The following is a 23,336-nucleotide window of genomic DNA, read 5'->3' as shown; positions in this document are numbered from 1 at the left end:
GCCGTAGCGGCCGCTACGGCACAGCCCGTGACGCAATGGAAGACCTGACCCCGGATTTGTGGTAGCGTGGGCTGTCGGTTTATATCGGAGGCATTATGCTTGTCAGGCGTTGTGCTGTGCTGTTTGTCGAGCCGCGCGAGGATCTGGATGTCGATTGGGCGGCGCTGTTTGCGGGGCAGGGGGCGATCGCCGCCACCATGCAGTGGGTGGCGCTGGCGCCGCATCTGGGCGAGGAGGTCGTCGTCGATGCCGGCGAACTGGCGGCGCTGGGCGCTATCGGCCATACCTTGTGGCAGGAGCGCACGGCCTGTGAGGCGCGATTCGGTGCGGACATCATCGCTCGCCTGCTGCAAGCCGGTCTGCTGTTGTCCGATGCGACCGAAGGCGCTGTCCCGCGCGAACGCGACGAGACGCTGCGCGCGCAGCACTGGCGCCCGCTGTCCGCCGCGATCCACATGTTCAGCCGCTGGGGCGATATGCGCGTCGACAAGGGCATGCAGTTTCCCAGTTTCGAGGAGCTGGTCGACAATTACGGCACGCCGCCCGGGCCCACCGTAACCCGCCGCGACGACGGCCAGTCGATCGCGCTGCCGCAACCGGAGCGCGCGCGGCTCGACGAGACGCTGTATCAGCGCTATACCGGCCGGAATTTCGATCCGGCCGCCGTGCTGCCGCTGGCCACGGCCTCGCGCCTGCTGCAGCGCGCCTTCGGCTCGCAGGGCGAGCGCGAGATGGCGCCCGATGCCTATGTGCTGAAGAAGCTCAGTCCCTCGGCCGGCGGCCTGCATCCCACCGAAGTCTATATCCTGGCCCAGCGCATCGAGGGCCTGGCGCCCGGCCTGTATCACTACCAGCCGGTGCGGCACGCGCTGGAGCCGCTCGCCGCGATGACCGGCGCCGAAACCGCGGCACTGGCGCTACGCATGGTGGCCGACCAGGACTGGTTTGTGCCGGCGCCGATGCTGGTGATCCTGGTGGCGCGCGTGGAGCGCAATTTCTGGAAGTACCGTAACCACGCCAAGGCTTACCGCGCCTTGTTGCTGGACGCCGGCCACTTGTCGCAGACGTTTTATCTGCTGGCCACCGAAGCAGGCATGCCGGCCTTCGTCACCGCCGCCGTCAACGAGATCGACATCGAACGCGCCCTCGGGCTCGATCCGCTCAAGGACATGGTGGTGGCGGTCGGGGGCTGCGGCCTGGCGTCGGGCGCGCAGGAGACGGTCGAAATGCGCTACCAGCCGTGAATAAAAAAAGCCCGGTCCATGCGCGGACCGGGCTTTCCCGCCGGGGGAGGTGCGTTTTAACGCTGGCCGGACAGGAAGAACGGAATCGCGCCGGCGGCGTTTTCCACCTTGCCCTTGATGGCGTGGCGGCTGGCGGCGATCAGTTCCTTCGACGGCAGGCTGCGCGCGGCCGGGATCTGGCTGGCGTCGAGCTGGATGCCCAGCCCGCCCAGGGCCAGTTGCGGGTCGTTCAGGAAGCTTAGCCGGAAGCCGTCGTCGCCGGACAGTTTGGACAGCAGCAGGTCGAGGTCTTGTGGGGTGTGCGAGGCCATGAGTCGTTCCTTTCGTTGGTCTATCGGGGTTGTGCGTTGGGGCGCGCTTTGATGTCAGGTCCATGCTAAGACATCCGCGACCCCGGCTCAAGCTATTCCATCACTACCGGACCGCTAGTGAGTCTGCGCCAGCGCGGCCTCGCGCGCCGACACTTCGGTTTGCGCGCTGGCCATGACAACTTTGAAGGAGTCGGCGAAGCCGCGCAGCAAATCGGCCAGCGCCGCCGGCTCCGCTCTGAGCCGGTCTTCCAGCATGGTTGCTGTATTGAAAAGTTCCGTTGCAGAAAGATTACCGGCGGCGCCGCGGATTTTGTGGACCAGATCGGCCGCATGTAACAATTCGCCGCAGTGGATAGCATCTTGAATCTGTTGCAGACTGGTCTCAAAGTCGCGCGCAAAAATGCTCAGCAACTTGGACAGCAAGGCATCGCGTCCGCCCAGCCGTTCCATCGCCCCCGCGATATCGATGCCGGGACGCGGGATGCCGGCGCCATTGCCGTTGCCGTCCGCCGGCCGCGCCGCTTCGCCGGCGGCGGCCGATCGGCCCGGGTCCGGCCGCACCCAGGTGGCCAGCACCGCGTACAGCGTGTCCGGGTCGATCGGCTTGGTGACGTAATCATTCATGCCCATCGCCAGGCAGCGCTCACGGTAGCCGGCCACCGCGTGCGCCGTCATGGCGATGATCGGCAGGCCGGCGTGGCGCTCGTCCTTGCGGATCAGCGCGGTGGCCTGGTAGCCGTCCATGTCGGGCATCTGGATGTCCATCAGCACCGCGTCGTAGCTGTTCAGGTTGACCAGGCGCGCGGCTTCCTCGCCGCCGCCGGCGACGTCGGCCTTGACGCCGGCGCGCTGCAAAATCTCGCACGCCACCTGCTGGTTGATGGCGTTGTCGTCCACCACCAGCACCTGGGCGCCGCGGATGCGCTGCACCGCCAACGACGGCGGCGCGCTGATGGCCGCCACCTGGTGGCTGGCCTCCAGCCGCAAGGCTGCCAGGATGGCGTTGCGCAGCAGCTGGGGGTGGGCCGGCTTGTCCAGGAAGGGCATGGCGCGCGCCTGGCGGGCGGTGGCCTCGTCATGCTCGCGCGCGTAGGCGGTCAGCATCAGCACCGCCGGCACCGCCGCCAGTTCCGCGTCCTGCTCGATCAGGCGCAGGGTGGCGATGCCGTCCAGGTCCGGCATGTCGGCGTCGATCAGCAGCACGTCGTAGGTATCGAGCTGCATGGCCGCGATGGCCGCCGCGCCCGAGGTCACCGTGCGCACCTTCATGCCCATGCCGCCGATCTGCGCGCGCAGCACGTGGCGCGTGGTCTCGCTGTCGTCCACCACCAGCACGCGCTTGCCCAGCGCGGCGGCCGGTACCGGCTGCAGCCGCGGCGTCTGGTCGGCGGCCGTCTGCAGGTGGACGGTGAAGCTGAAACTGCTGCCCACGCCGGGCTCGCTGTCGACCTGGATCAATCCGCCCATCTTGCGCACCAGCTGCTGCGAGATGGCCAGCCCGAGGCCGGTGCCGCCGTACAACCGCGTGGTGCTGGCGTCGGCCTGGGCGAACGCCTGGAACAGACGCTTTTGCTGTTCCTCGCTGATGCCCAGGCCCGAATCTTCCACCGTGAAGCGCAGCACCAGCGGTCCGCCCGGCTTCAGCGGCGGGCTGTCCGCATCGATCTCCACCCGCAGCTCGATGTGGCCGCGCGCGGTGAATTTCAGCGCGTTGCCGACCAGGTTGACCAGGATCTGGCCCAGGCGCAGCGGGTCGCCCAGCAGGTTGGGCGGCACGTCCGGCGCGGCCCAGATCACCAGTTCCAGCCCGCGTTCGGCCGCGCGCCACGCGAACAGGTCGGCGATCTGACTGAGGGTGTCGTCCAGTTCGAACGGCAGCGCCTCCAGTTCCAGCTTGCCCGATTCGATCTTGGAAAAGTCCAGCACGTCGTTGATGATCTGCAGCAGACTTTGGCCGGCGCGGCTGATCTTGCGGAAGTAGTCCAGCGGCTGCGCCTGCAGGTCCAGGTGCGTGCCCAGGCCGGCGAAGCCGAGGATGGCGTTCATCGGCGTGCGGATTTCGTGGCTGATGTTGGCCAAAAATTCGCTCTTGGCGCGCGTCGCCGCCTCGGCGTTGGTGCGCGCCTGCTGCAGCTGGCGCAGGGTGCGGGCCTTGTGGAAGGCCGAGACGAAGGGCTCCTTCAGTGCCATCAGCAGATCGAGGTCGCTGGGCGAAAACCTGGCCTGGTACTGGTAGTTTTCGAAGATCAGATAGCCCTCGACCCGGCCATCGATCACCACCCGCACCGACAGCAGCGCGCAGACGTCGCCCGGCAGCGATTGGCGGTGCCGCACCTCGAAGATGTCGGGCGCGATCATGGCGCCGGGCGGCGCGTAGCGCATCTCGGCCTGGCGCAGATCGACGCGATAGGCGTCGGCGGTGGCGTCGATGCGGCCCCAGGCCGCGCGCAAGGTCAACGTGTCGGCGCCGTCCTCGCGCACCAGGGCCAGCGCCGAATCGATGCCCTTGATGATGGTCGATTCCTGCAGGATGGTGTGCAGCAGCGCGTCGAAGTCCATCTGTTCGTTGATCGACCTGACGATGGCGTTCAGCTTTTCCAGGTGCTGGGTGCGCGAGTAGACCAGCTGCTGCAGCGCCTCGCCCTTGCGCTGCAGGCGCAGCACGCGCCAGCGCACCAGTCCACCGGCCAGACCGCACAGCGCCAGGAAGTACAGCAGCCACGCCCACCAGGTCTGGTGCCAGGCCGGCAGCACGGTCACGCGCAGCGACAGCTCGTCGGCGTTCCACAAGCCCTCGCGGTTACTGCCGCGCATGCGCAGCGTGTAGCTGCCCGGCGGCAGGTGGGCGTACCCGATGATGCGACGGCTGGCGTCGACTTCGTTCCAGCGCTGGTCGTAGCCCTCCAGCAGATAGGCGTAGCGGTTGCGCGCCGGCGCCGAATAATCCAGCGCCGCCAGCTCCACTTCGAAACTCCGGTTGTCCGGCTTGAGCGCCAGCGTCATGCCGTCCTTGCCGGCCAGCTGCACCGGCGCGAGCGGAACCTGGTCCAGCCGCACCGCGCTGATCGCCAGCGGTGCGCGGTAGCCCCAGTCGTTGAGCCGCCCCGGATACACCACGGCCAGGCCGGCGGTGGCGCCGAATACCAGGTCGCGCTCCGGGGTGACGGTGCTGGCGCCGATGAAAAAGGTGCGGAAGGCCAGGCCGTCGGCGCGGCTCAGCGCGCGTCCGCGCAGCGTGGTGGCGTCGACCACGGCGATGCTGTCCGAGGTGGCGGCCCAGATGCGGCCGACGCCATCGGCCTGCAGCGCCATGATGGTGCCGGCGCGCAGCGTCGGCGGCGAGCCGACGCGCTCGAACACCGGTTCGCCCAGCGCGTTGCGGCCGCTCATGACGCAGATGCCGCCGCCATAGGTGCCGACCCACAGCCGGCCGCGCCGGTCCAGCACCAGGGAACTGATCACCGCTTCCGACAACGCGTCCGCCTTGCCCGGCTCGGCCCGGATCTGTTCGATCTTGCCGCTGTCCGGTTCCAGCCGGTTCAGGCCATTGCGCGTGGCGATCCACAGCGCGCCGTCGGCGTCGGCCGTCACCGCGTGGATGCGGTTGTCGGTCAGACCGCCGGTCTCGCCCGGATGCTGGGCATAGCGCCGCAGCGCGCCGCTGGCCGGATCGTAGCGCAGCAGGCCATCGAAGGTGCCCAGCCACAGCTGACCGTTGCGGACCAGGATGGTGCCGACGCGCGGATACGGATTCTCCAGCGGCAGCGGCACGCGGCGGACCACGGCGCCGTTGCGGTTGGTGTGGTACAGCCCGAGCTGGGTGCCGATCCACGCCTCGCCCGGCTCCGCCTCGGCCAGCGCCAGCACCACGCGGTTGGGCAGGGCGGTTTCCGGATGCCGCGGATCGGGACGCTGGGCGGCACGCCGCGCGCCTTGCCGCGGCACGATGTCGATGCCGCGGTCGGCCAGGCCGATCCAGACGTCGCCGCGGCTGTCGGTCATCAGCGCGGAGACGCCGGCCTCCTGCTGGCCCTCGGCGCCGAACACCGAGTCGATCGCCTCGCTGTGCGGATCATAGATGTCGACCCCGCGTTCGGTGGTCACCCAGATCATGCCGCTGCGGTCGCGCAGCAGCGCGGCGGTGCGGTCGTTACTCAGGCTGAACGACACCGCCGGCTGGTGCAGGATGCGCGTGCTGCGGCCGCTGTCGCTGTGGTATTCGATCACGCCGCCGCCGTAGGTGCTGGCCCACCACACGCCCGGCACGGTCTCGGTCACCGCCAGCACCATGTTGGCCTGCACTTCGGTGATGTCGCGCATGGCGACGATGCGGGCGCTGCCGGTCTGCGCATCGATCACGCCGATGCCGCTCTTGAGGGTGCCGAAGGCGATCTGGCCGCGCGCGTTCTGGCCCAGCGCCATCACGCTGTCGCTCCATTGCCCCTGGCCGTCGCTGACCGGCACGCGCACGATGGTGCCGCCGGGCCTGAGGCGCGACAGGCCGGTGGCCGAGCCTATCCACAGATTGCCGCCGCGGTCCATCAGCAGCGCGCGGATCTGGTTGTCGGGCAGGCCCGGCGTGTCCTCATGGGTGTAATGACGCAGGGTCCTGTGCAGCGTGTCGTAATAGCGCAGGCCGTCCGGCGCGCCGATCCACAGGTTGCCGTGGGCGTCGCTGGCGATGGCGCTGACCAGGCCGCGACTGAGTTCCTTGCTGGGACGGACGAAATTCTCGCGCTGCTGATCGTACATCGCCAGGCCGGCGGCGGCAGTGCCGACCCACAGCCGGCCGCGCCCATCGACATGCAGCGCCTGGATGAAATCGCCGGGCAGGCTGCTGGAATCGCCGGGGTTGTGGTGGAAGCTGCGCATGCGGTAGCCGTCCCAGCGCGCCAGGCCGCTCTGGGTGCCGATCCAGATGAAGCCGGTGCCGTCCTGCGCCAGCGCCATGCCGACCGGATGCGGCAAGCCCTGATCGAGGCCCAGGTGTTCGAACAGCGGCGTCGCCAGCTGGTCCCAGCGCTCGGTGCTGGCGCGCACCGACGTGCAACATGCCAGCCACGCCGTCAGCGCAAACACGGCCGCGCGCAGCCAGTGACAGGCTGGGCTCCGGGCGGTTGTGGCGGGGGCGTGATCGGTCAGAATCAGGGCGCACTCCTCAGATGGCTTGTTGAAGCATAAAGAATACATGACTAAATGTCCATGGCAGGCAACGGGAAATCGCGCGCGCTTGTACAATCGCCACAGGTCAACCAAGCGAGTATCGATATGAAACCAGACGTATTAGTGATGGCGGCCAGTCCCTCCGCCGACGTGATGGCGCAATTGGAGCAGCACTTTCGGTGCCACCACCTGTGGCGGGTGGCGCGCGAGCAGCAGGCGGCCTGGCTGGCCGGCCTGGCCGGCGCGGTGCGCGCGGTGCTCACCACCGGCGCCATCGGCATCAAGGCCGAGCTGCTGGCGCAGCTGCCGAAACTGGAGATCGTCGCCGTCAACGGCATCGGCACCGACGCGGTGGACCTGGAGGCCGCCCGCGCGCGCGGCGTGGCGGTGACCAACACGCCGGGCGTGCTGACCGACGACGTGGCCGACCTGGCCCTGACCCTGCTGCTGGCGGCGGCGCGCCGCCTGCCGGCGATGGATGCTTTCGTGCGCGATGGGTCGTGGCAGGCCGGCAAGCCGCTGACGCCGGCGCGCGCCCTGCGCGGCAAGGTCTGCGGGATATTCGGCTTTGGCCGCATCGGTCAGGCCATCGCCGCGCGCGCGCAAGCGTTCGGCATGCAGACGCGGTACTTTCAGCCGCGCGCCATCGACGGCGCGAGCGTGCCGCGCGCCGCCTCGCTGCTGGAACTGGCGGCCGCCAGCGATTATCTGGTGATCGCGGCGCCGGGCAGTCCGGCCACGCACCACGCGGTGAACGCGGATGTCCTGGCGGCGCTGGGACCACAGGGAACGCTGGTCAACATCGCGCGTGGATCGCTGGTGGACGAGGAGGCGCTGATCGCGGCGCTGCGCGAGCGCACGCTGGGCATGGCGGCGCTGGACGTGTTTGCCGACGAGCCGCGGGTGCCGGCGGCGCTGCGCGCGCTGGACAACGTGCTGCTGACACCGCACATCGGCAGCCTGACGGTGGAAACCCGCCACGCCATGGGCCAGCTGGTGGTGGACAACCTGCGCGCCCACTTCGGCGGCCAGCCGCTGCCGACCCCGGTGGCGTGACGCGGTCGCGGCTCAGTGGCAGGGCGTGGAGACGTCGGCGGACGCGGGCGGCGGGGTGACGGGCAAGGGCAGCTGCGAGTAGACCTTGACGCAGTTGCGGCCGCCGCGCTTGGCGGCGTACAGCGCCTCGTCGGCGCGGCTGTAGGCCAGTTCGAAACTGGTGCCCAGGCTATTCCAGCTGACGCCCACGCTGGCCGTGATCTGGCGGTCGATCGGCGCGCCGAACACCTGGTCGGCGATGGCCTCGCAGATGCGCAGGCCGACGTCGCGCGCCTCGTCCAGCGAGGAGGTCGGCCACACCACGGAAAACTCCTCGCCGCCGACCCGGCCGATGGCGGTACCTGGCGGCAGCAGCGCCTTCAGGCAGGCCACCACCGTCTTGATCACGGTGTCGCCGGCCGGGTGGCCGAAGTCGTCGTTGATCCACTTGAAGTGGTCGATGTCCAGCACGATCAGCGCCATGTCGCCGGTCAGCAGGCAGGCCGACGCCTTGTCGATCACCGCCGCCCGGTTCAGCGCACCGCTGAGCGGATCGTGGGTGGCGCGGTATTCCAGCTGCTGCGCCAGTTCGTACAGCTGGCGGTTCATCTGGTTCATGTCCAGCTCCGCGCGGTCGCTGCGGCGGATCAGGCGGCGGCTCTCGCGCATCAGCCGCTCGTAGTGCACGATCAGGCCGGCCAGCGCCGCGCGCGTGTCGGCGTGCGGATCGTCGTAGGCGGCCCTGGCGTTTGCCAGGGCGGCGCTTTCCAGCGCAAACAGGTCGGCGTCGGCCATGGGCTTCATCAGTTGCTCACTGCGTGGTCTTGGAAGTCGAGCGCGCCGAAATCATCGTGCAGTTCCTGGCCGAATTCGAGGATGGTATCGTCGTCTTCGTCGTGGTACCAGTTCAGGCGCACGTGGTTGCCCGCCATGGCGGCGTTGTTCAGCGCCTCGAAGAAGGTGAACAGCATCTTGGTGCTGGAGCTGTTGAAGTAGGCCAGCGAGACGTTGACGGTGATCTCGGCCTCGCTGCATTGCTCCAGGTAGGTCTGCACGCGGGCGATCAGCGGGCCGTAGAAGGCGGCCGCGTTCTCGGGATAGGATTCGCCCTTGATCGACAGCGTGTGCTGGTCAAAGCGGAAGTCGATTTCCGGCGAAGTAGGCGAGGCGGCGATGAAAAGTGGTTCCATTCTAGTTCTCTTGTCGATGCTCAGATGATGGCTTTGATGCAGAAAATCGTGTCTTCCGGATTCTGCTCGTCCGGCACGAACTCGAATTCCAGCGGCTCGCTGGCGTCGCGCGCCATGGTCAGGAAGCCCAGGCCCGCGCCCTTGCTGTCGGCCGGCGTTTCTTCGCGCAGCGCCTTCTTGTAAGCGGACTTGATCTCTTCCATGGTCATGGTGTGCAGCGGGTCGAGGCGGCTGCGGATGCGCTCGACGTTGTCGCTGTCGACCGGGTTGGCGCACAGCAGGAAGAAGCTGTCGCCCTTGGTGCCGATGCAGAACGAGCCGCGGCGGATCTGGTTGTCCGTCTGCGACGCCGGCGTCAGCGTGTCGGAGGAATAGTGCATGATGTTCTGCGACATTTCGACGAACGAGGAGAAGATGCGGCGGCGCGTCGGCCCGGCGGCGCCGGCCGTGTCCAGGCGCGCCTTGATGGTCTCGGAAATCGCCGCCACCACGTGCTGCGAAAAATAGCCCACATAGAAAAAGATGATGTGGCGCTTGCGCGCCACCTCATAGAACTCGCTAAATTCCTTGTACAACAATTCGTGTTCCTCTCAGGGGCGTAAACAGAAAAAGGTGAGGTCGTCGCGGCGCGGCTGGTCGCCCTGCCACGCGGTGTAATCGTCGAGCATGGCCTGCGCCACGTGGCGCGCGCACTCGGTGCGCCGGGCCAGCAGCACGTCGCGCATGCGGCGCTTGCCGTAGGCGATGTCCTTGGCGCCGCCGATCTGGTCGATCAGGCCATCGGTGGTCAGGAACAGCAGGCCGCCTTCGGGGATGGCGATGACTTTATTGGTCCAGCGGTAGTCCATCGGCGTATCGATATAACCGACGCCCATGCGTTCGCCATCCACCGTCTGCACCGCCTGCTGGTCGGGATCGAGCTGGAACAGCGACAGCTTGGCGCCGGCGAAGTGCAGCTGACGTGTGGCGTGGTCGAACCACAGGAAGGCGGCGTCCATGCCGTCGTTGGATTCGGCGCTGCCATGGCCTTCGATCTGACCCAGCAAGCCCTTGACGCCGCGATTGACTTCGGCGATCAGGCGCGCCGGGTCGCGCGGCCCCAGCTGCTGGATCGCCTGGGTCAGCGTGGACGAGGAGATCAGCGTCATGAAGGCGCCCGGCACGCCATGGCCGGTACAGTCGGCGATCGCGGCGAACCAGCCGTCCTCGTAGTGGGCGAAGTGGTAGAAATCGCCGCCGACCACGTCGCGCGGTTGCCATTCCAGGTGGGCGTCGTCGAGCGCGTCGGCCAGCGCCAGGTTGGAGGTGCGCAGCAGCGAGCGCTGGATCACGCTGGCGTAATCGATGCTGTGCATGATCTGGCGGTTTTTCTCGGCCTGCATGTTGGCCACCACGTTCATCAGCTGCAGGCCGAAGCCGACGCCGGCCAGCACGCCGTCGCGCGTGACGATGAAGCCGTCGGCCAGCGCCTTCTCGCCCGACTCCACCGCGCGGAAGGTCAGCGCCTCGATGCTGATGTTGGCGTCGACGATCAGGGGTTCCTTGTCCATGAAGGCGATGCAGCTCTTCTTGCCGTACAGCTCGTGGTAAAACGGCTTGGACATCTGCGACATGAAGATGTTGCGGCTGATCAGGCCGATCGGGCGGCCGGCCTCGATCACCGGCAGGCTCATCAGGTCACGGCGTTCGGTGAACAGTTCCAGCACGGCGAAATTGCTGGCGTCGGACAGGACCGAAATCGTCTCCACGCACAGGTCGGCAGCGACGGACAGGCGAAAACGGGGCAGGTGCAAACGAGAGGCATTGAACTCCACGGCCGGGAACCTTTATTGAACACAGGTGGCCCACATGCTAATAGGAAATTGTTACCGGATCATTACATCTTAACCAAAAGAAAAGAATATTGCTCTAATTGCCTTGCGGTAACATCGCCGTCACATTCGCTGTGTAAATTGGTGAGAATTCGTGCGCAACGCACTTTACCCATCGAGAATCATGAAATTCCCTCAGTTGAATACCGGCATGCGCGTGGTGGCGTCGTTCGCGGTCCTGATGTTTGTAATGGCCTGCATGTCGGCGGTGTCGATCTGGCGGCTGCAGACGGCCAACGACACGGCGTCCAACCTGGTGCATGAAAAGCTGGCGCGGCAGCAGCTGACGTCCGAGCTGCTCGGCGTGACCGAGTTGAACGGCTTGCGCGCGATGTCGATCGGCCGCAGCGACAGCCTGGAGGTGGGCGACATTTTCCAGGCCCAGCTGACCGCCGGCGAGCAGGTGGCGGCCGAGATGGAGCGCAAGCTGGTCGCCATGCCGGCCGAGGGCGGCGAGGCGACGCTGCTGAAGGCGGTGGCGCAGAAGAAGGCCGCCTTCCTGGCCCTGCGCGCCGACATGTTCAAGTTCAAGGACAGCGGCCGGGTGCAGGAAGTCGGCGATCTGCTCGATAACCAGTGGCCGGCCGTGTTCAAGGCTTACACCGGCGCGCTGGAGCAGTTGCTGGACCATCAGACCCGCCAGGCGACGGCGCTGGCTGAGCGCTCGGACCGCCAGTTCCAGGGCAGCCGCGCGCTGCTGATCGGCCTGGGTGTGGCGACGCTAGCGCTGGGGGCGCTGCTGGCGTGGCTGCTCACACGCGGCATCGTGCGGCCGCTGACGCAGGCGGTGGACCTGGCCGAGCAGGTGGCGGCCGGCGAGCTGCACGTGGCCATCGCACACGGCCGCAGCGACGAGATCGGCAAACTGTTCGATGCGCTCAGCCACATGACCTCGCGCCTGGCCGACACCGTCGGCCGGGTGCGCGACGGCGCGGTGGCGATCGACACCGCCTCGCGTGAAATCGCCAGCGGCAACATGGACCTGTCGCGCCGCACCGAGCATCAGGCCGGCGCGCTGGAGGAAACCGCGTCGGCGATGGAGGAACTGACGGCGGCGGTGCGTCAGAACAGCGGCAACGCGCGCCGGGCCAACCAGCTGGCGCTGTCGGCGTCGGCGGTGGCCGGCAGGGGCGGGCAGGTGGTGTCCGAGGTGGTGCGCACCATGGCCACCATCAACCAGTATGCGCAGCGGATCGTCGACATCACCAGCGTCATCGATGGCATCGCGTTTCAGACCAATATCCTGGCGCTGAATGCGGCGGTGGAAGCGGCCCGTGCTGGCGAGCAGGGCCGCGGCTTTGCCGTGGTGGCCGGGGAGGTGCGCAGTCTGGCGCAGCGCTCGGCCGAAGCGGCGAAGGAAATCAAGAAACTGATCAACGATTCCGCCGCGCGCGTGGCCAGCGGCAGCGAACTGGCCGAAACGGCCGGCGCCACCATGGACGAAATCGTCTCCAGCGTGCAGAAGGTGACGGCCATCATCGGCGCCATCAGCGCCGCCAGCAGCGAACAGGAGAGCGGCATCGAACAGGTGAACGGCGCCATCAGCGACATGGACGACGTCACCCAGCAGAACGCGGCACTGGTGGAGCAGGCCGCCGCCGCGGCGGCAGCCATGCAGGCGCAAGCGCGCGAACTGGCGCAGCTGGTGCAGTCGTTCAAGGTCGACGCGCGCAGTTGGGACAGCGTCGGCCGGTTGCCCGCCCGCGCCGCGCTGCCGGCGCCGGATGCCGACCCGGACGACTTCGAGCAGGCGGCATAACCACTGGTTACAATGCGTGAGCATGCTTACCACGCGAGGATTGTATAGTTGAGCCATGACCCGAACCCCTCGAATCCTGACTATCGCGCTGCTTATAGGCGCCTGCGCCGCGCAGGCCGAGCGCGCCGACACGTTTCAGAAAACCGTGATCAGGGCGCGCGACAGTTCGGGCAGCCTGGTGAGCAAGTCTGCGACACTGACCGGCAATGTGGAAGTCCGCCGCGGCACGCTGCTGATCCAGGCCGAGCATGGCGTGGTGACGGAAAACGCCGCAGGCTATCAGCACGTGGTGATGACCACCCAGCCGGGCGAGCCGCCGGTGCGCTTCCGCCAGAGGCGCGATGGCGGCGCCAATCTGTGGATGGAGGGCGAGGCGCTGCGGGTGGTCTACGATGACCAGAGCGGCATCGTCGACCTGTCCAGCGAAGCCGAAGTGCGCCGCTCGGCCGATGGCGAGATCACCGACGAAGTGACGGGCGAGCACATCGTCTACAACTCGCGCGAAGAAACCTATCGGGTCAGCCAGCTCGCAGGCGCGGACTCTGGCGACCGCGACCGCCGCGGCACCATCGTCCTACAACCGCCGCGCAAGCCGTCGCCCGCCGCGCCTTCAACCGCCACAGAACGGGGACAGACCACGATTTTGGAATAATTGCGAAATTGTGGTCTGTCCCCGGGTTTCGTTGTTGGCTCGCGAAAGCCGCCGATTCATCTGAATCGCCGATAGTTTTTTTAAATATCTGGGCTGAAAGCGCTTCCACATGGTATAAATGGACGCAAAGCAATATATTCTTCGAGCCCAGCCCATGTCATCCTTGCGCCAGCCGGCCAGCACGCCGCCCATGTTCAACCTTGCCTGGCCGCTTCTGGTGGAGCTGGGGCTGGGCATTGCCTCGAGCGTGATCGGCACGGCGCTGGCGTCGCGGATTTCCGATGAAAACGGCGGCGCGTTTGCGATTGCCAGCCAGGTGTCGGCCACCTTGTTCATCCTGTTCCGCATCATCGGCGCCGGCGTCAGCGTGGTGGTCACGCAGAATCTGGGCGGCGGACAGCGCGCGGCGGCCAATCGCGTGGCCTGCGCGGTGGTGGGCGCCAGCACCTGGCTGGGCGCGATCACCGGGCTATTGGCGCTGCTGGGGGCGGGACCGCTGCTGCACCTGTTGAACGCGCCGGCGCAGGTGTTCCCGATCGCCGCGCCGTTCCTGATGGCGCTGGCGCCGGCGATGCTGCTGGACGCGTGGAATGCGTCCATGGCCAGCGTGATGCGCGCCCACCTGCGCACGCGCGACACGCTGGTGGTGCTGATCATCATGCACGTCTCGCATCTGCTACTGGCGATCCCGCTGATGTACGGCTGGGGTGCGTTGCCGGCGCTGGGTCTGCCGGGCTACGCGCTGGCGCTGGCGGCCAGCCGCGCCCTGGGCCTGGCGCTGCACCTGCTGATGTGGAAGGTGCACCTGGGCATCAGCGTCGGGCGCGACGACTGGTGGCGCTTGCCGCGCCGCGAGCTGGGCGCGGTGCTGCATATCGGTCTGCCCGGCGCGGCGGAAAACATCGCCTGGCGCCTGGCCTTCATGGTCAGCGTGGCGACGGCGGCCGAGCTGGGCGCGCGGGCGCTGGCGACGCAGGCCTATGTGCTGCAGCTGATGGGGGGCGTGATGATGTTCAGCATCGCCACCGGTCTGGCGGTGGAAATCGTGGTCGGTTATCTGATCGGCGCCGGCGAGCTGCGCGAGGCGCACCGTGTGGTCAGGCGCGCGCTGGCGCGCGGGCTGGTGGTGTGTGTGCTGATCGCCGCCTGCGCCGCCTTGCTGGGCCGCTGGCTGCTGGGCTGGTTCACCCAGGATGCCGAGATTCTGCGTGCGGGGGCGCTGCTGCTGTGGATTACCGTTGTGCTGGAGCCGGGCCGCACCTTCAATCTGGTGGTGATCAATGCCTTGCGCGCGGCCGGCGATGCCCGCTTCCCGGTGATGGCGGGGGCGTTTTCCATGCTGTTCGTGCTGGCCGGCGGCAGCTGGCTGCTGGGCGTGGTGCTCGGTTGGGGCTTGCCGGGGGTGTGGGTCGCCTACGCGGCCGACGAGTGGATACGCGGCCTGATCATGTGGCGGCGCTGGCAGACCCACGCCTGGGTGCCGCACGCGCGCACGTCGCGCAAGCGCTTGCGTCCCGCCATCGTGGTCGAGGGATAGTAGTTACATTCAAGTAAATCCAGTTGTTTTGTGGAATATTTCAGTTTCTTGCAGATTTATTCTGATAGAATAACTTCAGTGCAATAATTTTTGAGTTATTTCAACTCGTCCTGCCGATCCGACGCCGTCGTCGGATTGTCGTCGGCCCAGAACATGCCGGCAGTTAATTCACCACTACTGTCAAAACTGGAGCGTTATGCGCATCAAATCTATCGTGTTGTCCCTGTCCGCCGTGGCTGCGTTTGCTACAGGCACCGCCGAGGCGGCCACCAACCTGGTCACCAACGGCAATTTCGAACAGGTCACCAACGGCACCAACAAGCAACTGGCGTCGTCGCTGACCAGCGCGGCCGACCGTACCACGCTGACCGGCTGGACCAGCAGCAACGGCAACGACGGCGGCTACAACTTCGTACTCAACAGCGCCATTGCCAACACCTGGGACTCGGCCATCTGGCTGAAGGGCAACGGCAACGGCTACAGCGCCTCGGCCAACGGCGGCAACTTCTTTGCCTCCGATTCGCAATACTGGCCTGGCGTGCTGTCGCAGACCGTGAGCGGCCTGACCGTCGGCAGCACCTACACGCTGACCTTCCAGTACGCGCTGGCGCAGCAAACCGGCTTCGACGGCGCCAATACGGCCAACTTCTGGGAAGTCGGCTTCGGCGGCGCCACCAAGGATACGACCGCACTGAGCATCGCCAGCGGCGGCTTCAGCGGCTGGCAGACCTCCAGCATGACCTTTACCGCCAACAGCGGCAGCGAAGTGCTGTCGTTCCTGGCCAAGGGTTCGCCGGGTGCGCCACCGTTCCTGCTGCTGGATGGCGTCTCGCTGACCGCGGCCGTCCCTGAGCCGGCCACCTGGGGCATGCTGCTGGGCGGCCTCGGCCTGGTCGGTTATGCCGCGCGCCGCCGCGCCGCCAAGCGCGCCTGAGTCTACTGCTTGTCATTCCCGCGCAGGCGGGAATCCATGGAAGCTCGGATAGACCGTGGATTCCGCTGCCGCGGGTAGTCGCGCGATCTCTTCCAGCATACCTCCGCCATGCATCCATCCCTGAACGAATTCGTTGGCGCCGTCGTGCGCCTGTGCGTCTGGCTGGTGCTGCTGACGGCCGTCTTCGTCCCGCTCGAACGCTATTTCGGCGAACGCCACGCGCCGCGGCCGCGGCGCGAGCGCTGGCATGACATCGTCTACTACGTGATCAGCAGCCTGGTGCCAGTGGTGGTGCTCGGCGTGCCGACCGCGCTGCTGGCGGTGGCCGCGCAACATCTGGTGCCGTCCTGGCTGATTGCGGCGGTGCAGTCGCTGCCCGGCCTGGTGCGGCTCGCGCTGGTGTTCGTGGTGGGCGAGATCGGCTTTTACTGGGGGCACCGGCTGAGTCACGAAATCCCCTGGCTGTGGAGGTTCCACGCGGTGCATCACAGCACCGAGCAGTTGTACTTCCTCGCCAACACCCGCACCCATCCGGTCGACATGGTGGTGACGCGGCTGTTCGGCCTGGTGCCGCTGTATCTGCTGGGACTGGCTGGGCCGGACGCCGGCGCCGCAGCCCCGGTGCTGCTGCTGATCGTCGGCCTGGTGTGGGGATTCTTCATCCATTCCAATCTGCGCTGGCGCCTGGGGCCGCTGGAATGGCTGGTATCGACGCCGGCCTTCCATCACTGGCATCACAGCCGCAACGACCATATCAACCGCAACTATGCGTCCACGCTGCCGGTGCTCGACCGCATCTTCGGCACGCATTATCTGCCGCGCCATTGGCCTGCCGAATACGGCACCGATACCCCGCAGGCCGACTCGATGAGCGGTCAGTTGCTCGATCCGCTTTTGCCGGCAAGGTCGCCCGCGTCGCAACCCAAGTGACGACCGCGCTATTGCAGCGGCAGCACGATATTTCCAGGCGTTCTATGCTTGCCCCTCGGGAGGACGGTGGAAATCCACCTGAAAACGCACCGGTCCGACCAGGCGCACTTCGTGTTCGATCTGCGGTTCGACCACGCCGGGCTGCTCCGGCGTCAGCAGGATTTCTTCGGCGGCGGCGCGCGCGTCGGTGATGCGGTACAGCAGGCTGCCTTCGAGGATGGCGATGCGGCCCCACACGCCGGCGGCGGTGGTGTGGGCGCGCTGCAGGGCGGCGGGGACGGTGTCCTGCGTGAACACCGGGCTGCTGCGGTAGTGGACGGCGTCGGCGGGGATGGTTTTCATGATCGGATTCCTTCGATGGTGGCTTTGACCTCGCCGAAAAAGCCGTACTGCAGGCTGGCGCCGATGCGGTTGGCGACGACCAGAAATTCCGTCGCGTCGTCAGGCGAGAACAGGCGGCGGACGGCGGCTTCGAACAGTTGCAGCCAGCGGCGAAAGTGTTCCGGCTGCACGCCGCGCAGCGCCATGTGCTTGCCGTAGACGTTGCCCTGGAAATTGCGGCTGCCCAGCATCACGGTCGACCAGAAATCGACCATGCGTTCGAGGTGCGTGTCCCAATGCGCGCCGATGGCGGCGTTGAATACCGGGCCGATATCGGCATCGGCGCGCACGCCGTCGTAGAACTGGTGGACCAGGGTGGCGATGGTGTCGCGGCTTAATGGCAGGGTTGACATGGTTGCGTGGCGGTTTTAAAGATATATATCAAATACTACAATAAAACCGTCAAGCCGGCAACCGGGCGCAGATCAGCGGCTGCCGGCGGCCTTGCGCGCCGACGGCAGGTTGCGGACGATCACGCGCAACATCTCTTCGACGTCGATCGGTTTGGCGATGAAATCGTCCATGCCGCTGGCGACGCAATGCTCGCGTTCCGATTCCATCACGCCTGCCGTCATGGCCAGCACCGGCAGATGCAGTTTCAGTTGCTGGCGGATCTTGGCGGTCGCTTCGAAGCCGTCCATCTCCGGCATCTGCACGTCCATCAGTACCAGGTCGTAGCGGTGCGCGTCGGTGCTCAGACGTTCGACGGCGGCGCGGCCGTTGTCCACCGCTTCCACCTGAGCGCCGACGTGCCGCAGCATGCTGGTGGCCACCAGTTGATTCACCGGATTGTCCTCGACCAGCAGGATGCGCACGCCGGACAGCTGCAGGACGGTGTCCGCTTCGCCGGCCGCCGTGACCGGGGCGGGGCTGGCCGCTTCGCGCAGGTGGGCTTGTGCCTGCTGCAGCGTTTCAGCCAGGCGCGCGGTGGTGACGGGTTTCAGCAGCACCGCGTCGGCGCTTTGCGCGCCATCGGTGTGCAGCAGCTTGCCCTGGCCGAAGGCGCTGATCATGAGGATCACCGTCAGCCGGACGAAGGCGGGGTCGCTGCGAATCGCCTGCATGGTGGCCAGACCATCCATGCCCGGCATGTTCCAGTCGACCAGTACAGCGTCGTAGCGGGCGCCGGGACTGTGCAGCCGGACCAGCGCCTGCTCGCCGGAGGCGGCGCTGTCGCAAGTCCAGCCGCGCGCGCGGATGCTGCGGCACAGGTAATCCGCGCTGACCGTGTCATCGTCGACCACCAGCAGATGCTGTACCGGCCCGATCGCCGGCGCGCCGTCCGTACTGGTCTGCAGCGGTACAGTGAACATGAATTCGCTGCCGACGCCGGGCGTGCTGCGCACGTCGATGGCGCCATGCATCAGCGCGGCGATGCGGCGCGAGATGGCCAGTCCCAGTCCGGTGCCGCCGAAGCGGCGCGTCATGGAGGCGTCGGCCTGGGAAAAGGGCGCGAACAGCTGCGCCAGCGTGTCGGCCGGGATGCCGATGCCGCTGTCGCGTACCGTGAAGCGCAGCGTGGCCGGCGCCTGCGCCAATTCCACCAGCACCGACACCGACCCCTTTTCGGTGAACTTGATGGCATTGCCGACCAAATTGACCAGCACCTGCTGCAGGCGGTGGCCGTCGCCGTGCAGCGCCTGAGGCACCCCCGGCTCGACGCCGATCGCCAGTTCCAGGTCTTTTTCGCCGGCGTTGACGGTCATGATGGTGGCCACTGCCTCCAGCAGCATGGATAACTGGAACGGCGAGGGCGACAGTTCCATCCGGCCCGCCTCGATCTTGGAAAAGTCCAGCACATCGTTGAGTATGCCGAGCAGCGAGTTGCCGGAAGACCGTATCATCTCGACGTATTTGAGCTGCTCCGGCGTCAATGCGGTATTGCTGAGCAGATGCGTCATACCCAGCACGGCGTTGAGCGGCGTGCGGATTTCATGGCTCATGTTGGCGACGAATTCGCTCTTGGCGCGGCTGGCCGCTTCCGCCTGGTCGCGCGCGGCGATCAGCGAACTTTCCGATTCGCGCAGGGCGCCGGTCATTTGCCGCGCCAGCGCCGTGGCGTAGGCCTGACGCGCGGTGAGGGCGCGCACCACGCCGAAGAACAGCAGGCTGATGATGCCGCCGGCCAGCAGCACGATATGCGATTTCTGGCGGTCGATGGAGTCCTCGAACGCCGGCTGGGAGGTGAACCGCAGTGTCCAGCGGTGGCGCAGCAGGTCGAGCGACACGCTGCGCCGGTAGGCATTGGGATATTGTTGGACGTCGGCCGGCTCCTGCTCGCTGGCGTACAGGAGGGCGGCGGGGGCTGCGCTGTCGCCATCGAAGATATCGACCCGCACGGCGCGGTCGGCCGGGCCGAGCAGGTCATGCATCAGCTCATCGGCGCGGATCGGACTGTAGGCGAAGCCCTGCAGCGCCGCCATGCGCTGCTCCGGCGTGGCGTTCGCCGACAGGTTGGCCTGCTTGCGGTAGATCGGGAAGTACATCAGAAAGCCGGGCAGGCCGGTCTTGTCCTCCTGGACCAGCACGACCTTGGAAGTCAGCGCCGGTGCGCCGCTGCGCGCGGCCTGCAGCAAGGCGGCGCGGCGGGCCGGCTCGGACATCATGTCGTAGCCGAAGGCGCGCAGATTGCGGCCGGCGAACGGTTCCAGATACAGCACCACCACCGACATGCCGATATCGCGCCCCTGGTTGGCCGTCCAGATGCGGAAATCCTCGAAGCCCTGGTTGTGCATGTCCGCTTCCAGCGCGGCGCGCTGGCCGCCCCGCAGGAACAGCCCATAGCCGAGCCCCATCACGCCGGGGAAGTTGTGGTTCAGGTCCATGCCTTCGACAAAGTCGCGCCATTGATCGCGGCTGGGTTCCTGCTGCGCCTTGAACAGCGCCTGCGCGCCGCGCAGGCCGGATTCGTACAGCGTCATGCGGCGGCTGATGCGCTTGGCGATATCGGCCGATTCGGTGTCGAACTGCTCGTGCGCACGGCGTTCCGCGCTGGCTGCCAGCAGCTGCCAGACCACCATCGTCAGGCCGACGCCGACCAGCAGCGTGGCCCATTGCGCGCCGCTGTAGCTGACCGCATCGTTGCCGGCGCGATTGCGTTCGCTGGCGTCGGCGCACAGCACCATGGCGATCAGGCTGCACAGCATGATGAAGCTCACCAGCGCGATCAGGGCGTCATTGCGTGTGCCGACGGCGAACGGACCGAGGCCGTTGATGGTGCCCAGCACCGCGCCGCCGGCCGTCGCCAGGCATACCAGGCTGGCGCCGCGCAGCCCGTGGCGGTAGGACGACCAGGCGATGGCCAGCACGAACAGGTAAGGCGACCATCCCAGGCCGTCGTCGTAGGAATAGGCGCGGCCGAACACCGCATACGCCAATATCAGCAACAGCAGCACCGACAGCAGCACTTCCAGTGCGCCGGGCAGGCTCCAGCGCGGACGGCGGCGGATGACCCAGACGATGATGGCCGGACCGACCAGCAGCACGCCGGCGGTGTCGCCCACCCACCAGGTCAGGGCGATGGTGCTGTAGCTGGCCGCCGGTGCGAGCCCGGTAAGCACCAGCGTCGAGCTGCCGATGCCCGCGCTGACGGCGCACATGGCCATCGCCACCAGCGCGAATTTGTAGACGTTCTGCTGCTGCCCCATCGGCTGCCTGATATCGAAGAAGCGGCGCACCAGCCAGACCCCGGCCAGCGCCTCCAGCGTGTTGCCGCCGGCGATCATCAGGGGCGCCAGCAGCGCGGCGCCGTGCAGCATCACGCCGTTGGCGTGGAAGGTCGAGATATTGGCCAGCAGCGCGCCGGCGAATATCGCCGGCCAGGCGCGGTAACCCATCAGCAGCATCGCGGCGAAGGCGATACCCGACGGCGGCCAGACCGGCGAGGCGTTGGTGTGGGCGAACGCCAGCAGCAGGCTGGCACGGGCGATCAGTGCGTAGCACAGCGTGAGCAGCATCAGCGCGCGCATGACGGATAAATTGGTCTTGTCAATAATGAACGACTATAACTGAATATCGCCATAATGGGTTTGGCAATCTCTGTTGTAGAGGTTAATATTTTCACGTCACTGTTATCGCGAGTCCAAGTCCTTGTCTTCTTCCGACGCCCTGATCATAGCCGCATCGCTGGCGATTGCCGTGCTGGCGGGGCTGTCCGCCCTGATGATGTACGGTCGGCTGCGGGCGGAACGCGCGGCGGCGCAGGAGCGGGTGCTGGCAGTCGAGCGACGTGCGCGCGTACTGGCCGACGCCGTGCCGCTGCTGATCGCTTATCTGGACACGGACCTGCGCTACCGCTTCGCCAATGCCCACTACCGGGTCCAATGGGGGATGGAGCCCGAGCACATGGTCGGCAAAAGCGTCAGCGAATTGTTCGGCGCCGCGGCGGACAGCTGGATGAACGACCTGCGCTCCTCGCTGGCCGGGCGTCGGCTGCATTTCGAACGCGACTTCGTCGACGACAAGGGACATAGCCACTTTCTGGTCGACCTGGTGCCCGACATCGGGCCGGATGGCAGGGTGCAAGGGACTTATCTGACCGCGATGAATATCACGGACCGCAAGAACAGCGAGCAGCGCGCGGAAGCGGCCAGCCGCGCCAAGAGCGAGTTTGTCGCCAATATGAGTCACGAAATCCGCACGCCGATGAACGCGGTGCTGGGTGTCGCCTATCTGCTGGCGAACACGCCGTTGAGCGCCGCGCAGCAGGAATACGTGGACATGATACGGTCCTCCGGCCAGGTCCTGCTGGGCATATTGAACGATGTGCTGGATTTTTCCAAGATCGAGGCGGGCCGCATGGAGCTGGCGCCGCTGGCCTTCCGTCCGCGCGAAGTGCTGGATGCGGTGGCCGGCGTGATGTCCTTGCAGGCGAATGCGCGTGGTATCGGGCTGACCATACTCGCCGACGACGATGTGCCGCGGGCGCTGTTCGGCGACGCCATGCGCCTGCAGCAGATTTTGCTAAACCTGGTCGGCAACGCGATCAAGTTCACCGAGCATGGCGGCGTGACGCTGCGGGTCGTCAGCGTGACGGCCGGACGGGGCGAGGGCGCGCGGCTGCGGTTTTCCGTCACCGATACCGGCATCGGCATGAATCCGGAGCAGCAAAGCCGCCTGTTCTCGGCCTTCAATCAGGCCGACGCGTCGACCACGCGCCGCTTCGGCGGTACCGGCCTTGGACTGGCCATCTGCCGCCGGCTGACGGAGCTGATGGGCGGCGAGATCTCGGTCCGCAGCGCGCCGGGCGCCGGCAGCGAGTTCGCGGTCACCCTGCCGTTCGCCACGGTCGACGAAGATGCGGATATCGAAGCGGCGCCGTGGCAGAGCGCCGCGGCGCAGGGCTGGCCCTCGCCGGCTGCACCGGCGGCGGAAGCGATCGCCGCGCCGGCTCCGGTGCTGCAACCGTCGGCGGCAGAACAGGCGCCCGACGCCGATGTCCCGCGTCTGCACGGCGCGCGTCTGCTGCTGGTGGAGGACCACCCGTTGAATCAGGTGGTGGCGCGCGGCATGCTGGAACATGCCGGCGCCAGCGTCGATCTGGCGGAAAACGGCGAGCTGGCGGTGGACCGGCTGCGCGACCACCCGGCCAACTACGATATCGTGCTGATGGACGTACAGATGCCGGTGATGGACGGTTACGAAGCCACGCGCCGCATCCGTCATGTTCTGGGCCTGAAGCTGCCGATCCTGGCCATGACCGCGGGCGTGATGCAGTCGGAGCAGGATCAATGCATTGCCGCCGGCATGGACGATTTCATCGCCAAGCCGGTCGACGTGGAGCAGATGCTGGACACCATCTCGCGCCATTGGAATGCAATTCGCGCCGCCTGAACGCATTTCGTCGCAAGCCGACGCCCGGCCGCCCGGTGCCGGATAAAGTCGCATCACACTTTTAACCGACACGGGAGTCCATCATGACCAAGCTGACATTCGCCGCACTGTGCGCCGCTTTCATTTCCACTGCCGCCGGCGCCGCCGAGTTGACCATCGCCGTCGACGGCGTCGCCAGCAACGATGGCCAGATCATGGTGGCGGTGTACGATTCCGCCGACGGCTTTCCTGCCAGGCCGGTGCGCGCGGCGTCGGCGCCGGCCCGCAGCGGCGCCATGCGGTTGAAGATCGCCGATCTGCCCGCGGGCGATTACGCGTTCGCAATCTACCACGACGCCAACGGCAATAACAGGCTGGATCGCAACGCGGTCGGCATGCCGACCGAGGATTTCGCGTTCAGTAACAACGCCCTGGGCGAACGCGGTGCACCGCGTTTTGAGGATGCCCGTGTCACGCTGCCGGCCGAAGGCGCCGTCGCCAGCGTCAACCTGCGCTGA

General features: G+C 66.9%; 18 protein-coding genes. 9 read left to right on the top strand and 9 right to left on the bottom strand.

The genetic code is table 11. The features are described 5' to 3' along the window. Positions 1-95: 95 nt before the first annotated feature. A complete protein-coding gene (locus tag E4L98_RS29125; protein ID WP_135205032.1) occupies positions 96-1,244 on the top strand; it encodes a putative peptide maturation dehydrogenase in 1,149 nt (382 codons plus the stop codon). Positions 1,245-1,300: 56 nt separating this feature from the next. Here the strand turns inward: E4L98_RS29125 and E4L98_RS29120 are convergent, their stop codons facing one another. Continuing rightward, a complete protein-coding gene (locus E4L98_RS29120) occupies positions 1,301-1,555 on the bottom strand; it encodes an NHLP-related RiPP peptide (RefSeq protein ID WP_135205031.1) in 255 nt (84 codons plus the stop codon). Positions 1,556-1,669: 114 nt separating this feature from the next. Beyond that, positions 1,670-6,634, bottom strand: a complete 4,965-nt coding sequence (locus tag E4L98_RS29115; protein ID WP_229257624.1) for a hybrid sensor histidine kinase/response regulator — start codon at positions 6,632-6,634, stop codon at positions 1,670-1,672. 189 nt (positions 6,635-6,823) lie between these two features. Between E4L98_RS29115 and E4L98_RS29110 the strand changes: the two genes are divergently transcribed. Next, complete coding sequence (locus E4L98_RS29110) at positions 6,824-7,774, top strand: 2-hydroxyacid dehydrogenase (protein ID WP_135205029.1); 951 nt, start codon at positions 6,824-6,826, stop codon at positions 7,772-7,774. A 12-nt stretch (positions 7,775-7,786) separates the two neighbouring features. Here E4L98_RS29110 and E4L98_RS29105 read toward each other — a convergent pair whose 3' ends face one another. Genes E4L98_RS29105 through E4L98_RS29090 form a run of 4 tightly spaced genes read right to left on the bottom strand, consistent with a single transcriptional unit; the run spans position 7,787 to position 10,736 of the window. Beyond that, a complete protein-coding gene (locus tag E4L98_RS29105; protein ID WP_135205038.1) occupies positions 7,787-8,548 on the bottom strand; it encodes a GGDEF domain-containing protein in 762 nt (253 codons plus the stop codon). A gap of 8 nt (positions 8,549-8,556) precedes the next feature. Beyond that, positions 8,557-8,943 carry a DUF1987 domain-containing protein gene (locus E4L98_RS29100; RefSeq protein WP_135205028.1) on the bottom strand — a complete coding sequence of 129 codons (387 nt, stop codon included), beginning with the start codon at positions 8,941-8,943 and terminating at the stop codon, positions 8,557-8,559. Between the two features lie 20 nt (positions 8,944-8,963). Next, a complete protein-coding gene (locus tag E4L98_RS29095; RefSeq protein WP_135205027.1) occupies positions 8,964-9,521 on the bottom strand; it encodes a SiaB family protein kinase in 558 nt (185 codons plus the stop codon). A 12-nt stretch (positions 9,522-9,533) separates the two neighbouring features. Further along, positions 9,534-10,736, bottom strand: coding sequence for a SpoIIE family protein phosphatase (locus E4L98_RS29090; protein ID WP_229257623.1), 1,203 nt, complete (start codon positions 10,734-10,736; stop codon positions 9,534-9,536). 202 nt (positions 10,737-10,938) lie between these two features. Between E4L98_RS29090 and E4L98_RS29085 the strand changes: the two genes are divergently transcribed. The 5 genes from E4L98_RS29085 to E4L98_RS29065 all read left to right on the top strand — a co-directional run bounded on the left by E4L98_RS29085 (position 10,939) and on the right by E4L98_RS29065 (position 16,626). After that, positions 10,939-12,573: a methyl-accepting chemotaxis protein gene (locus E4L98_RS29085; protein ID WP_135205025.1), complete on the top strand. Its 1,635-nt coding sequence runs from the start codon at positions 10,939-10,941 to the stop codon at positions 12,571-12,573. Positions 12,574-12,628: 55 nt separating this feature from the next. Continuing rightward, positions 12,629-13,225, top strand: coding sequence for a lipopolysaccharide transport periplasmic protein LptA (gene lptA / locus E4L98_RS29080; protein WP_135205024.1), 597 nt, complete (start codon positions 12,629-12,631; stop codon positions 13,223-13,225). A gap of 154 nt (positions 13,226-13,379) precedes the next feature. Further along, a complete protein-coding gene (locus E4L98_RS29075; RefSeq protein ID WP_229257622.1) occupies positions 13,380-14,762 on the top strand; it encodes an MATE family efflux transporter in 1,383 nt (460 codons plus the stop codon). A gap of 196 nt (positions 14,763-14,958) precedes the next feature. Further along, positions 14,959-15,696 carry a PEPxxWA-CTERM sorting domain-containing protein gene (locus E4L98_RS29070; protein ID WP_135205023.1) on the top strand — a complete coding sequence of 246 codons (738 nt, stop codon included), beginning with the start codon at positions 14,959-14,961 and terminating at the stop codon, positions 15,694-15,696. Between the two features lie 108 nt (positions 15,697-15,804). Beyond that, positions 15,805-16,626 (top strand): sterol desaturase family protein, encoded by an 822-nt coding sequence (locus E4L98_RS29065; RefSeq protein ID WP_135205022.1) that lies wholly within the window; start codon positions 15,805-15,807, stop codon positions 16,624-16,626. 42 nt (positions 16,627-16,668) lie between these two features. Here E4L98_RS29065 and E4L98_RS29060 read toward each other — a convergent pair whose 3' ends face one another. The 3 genes from E4L98_RS29060 to E4L98_RS29050 form a co-directional block, all read right to left on the bottom strand. After that, positions 16,669-16,968: a TehB family protein gene (locus E4L98_RS29060; protein ID WP_135205021.1), complete on the bottom strand. Its 300-nt coding sequence runs from the start codon at positions 16,966-16,968 to the stop codon at positions 16,669-16,671. Beyond that, positions 16,965-17,360: a group III truncated hemoglobin gene (locus E4L98_RS29055; protein WP_135205020.1), complete on the bottom strand. Its 396-nt coding sequence runs from the start codon at positions 17,358-17,360 to the stop codon at positions 16,965-16,967. The genes E4L98_RS29060 and E4L98_RS29055 overlap by 4 nt, the downstream gene beginning before the upstream one ends. Positions 17,361-17,432: 72 nt before the next feature. Further along, the gene (locus tag E4L98_RS29050) at positions 17,433-20,975 is read right to left on the bottom strand and encodes a CHASE domain-containing protein (protein WP_135205019.1); all 3,543 of its coding nucleotides are present in this window, start codon (positions 20,973-20,975) and stop codon (positions 17,433-17,435) included. A 121-nt stretch (positions 20,976-21,096) separates the two neighbouring features. On the opposite strand from E4L98_RS29050, the gene E4L98_RS29045 reads away from it, so the two are divergent. Beyond that, positions 21,097-22,839 (top strand): ATP-binding protein, encoded by a 1,743-nt coding sequence (locus tag E4L98_RS29045; RefSeq protein WP_229257621.1) that lies wholly within the window; start codon positions 21,097-21,099, stop codon positions 22,837-22,839. A gap of 83 nt (positions 22,840-22,922) precedes the next feature. Further along, positions 22,923-23,336 (top strand): DUF2141 domain-containing protein, encoded by a 414-nt coding sequence (locus E4L98_RS29040; protein ID WP_229257620.1) that lies wholly within the window; start codon positions 22,923-22,925, stop codon positions 23,334-23,336.

Source organism: Duganella callida, from assembly GCF_004614165.1.
In the GTDB taxonomy this organism is placed as follows: domain Bacteria; phylum Pseudomonadota; class Gammaproteobacteria; order Burkholderiales; family Burkholderiaceae_D; genus Rugamonas; species Rugamonas callida.
The sequence above is the reverse complement of the archived record's forward strand: the minus strand, read 5'-3'. Positions and strand labels throughout refer to the sequence as shown.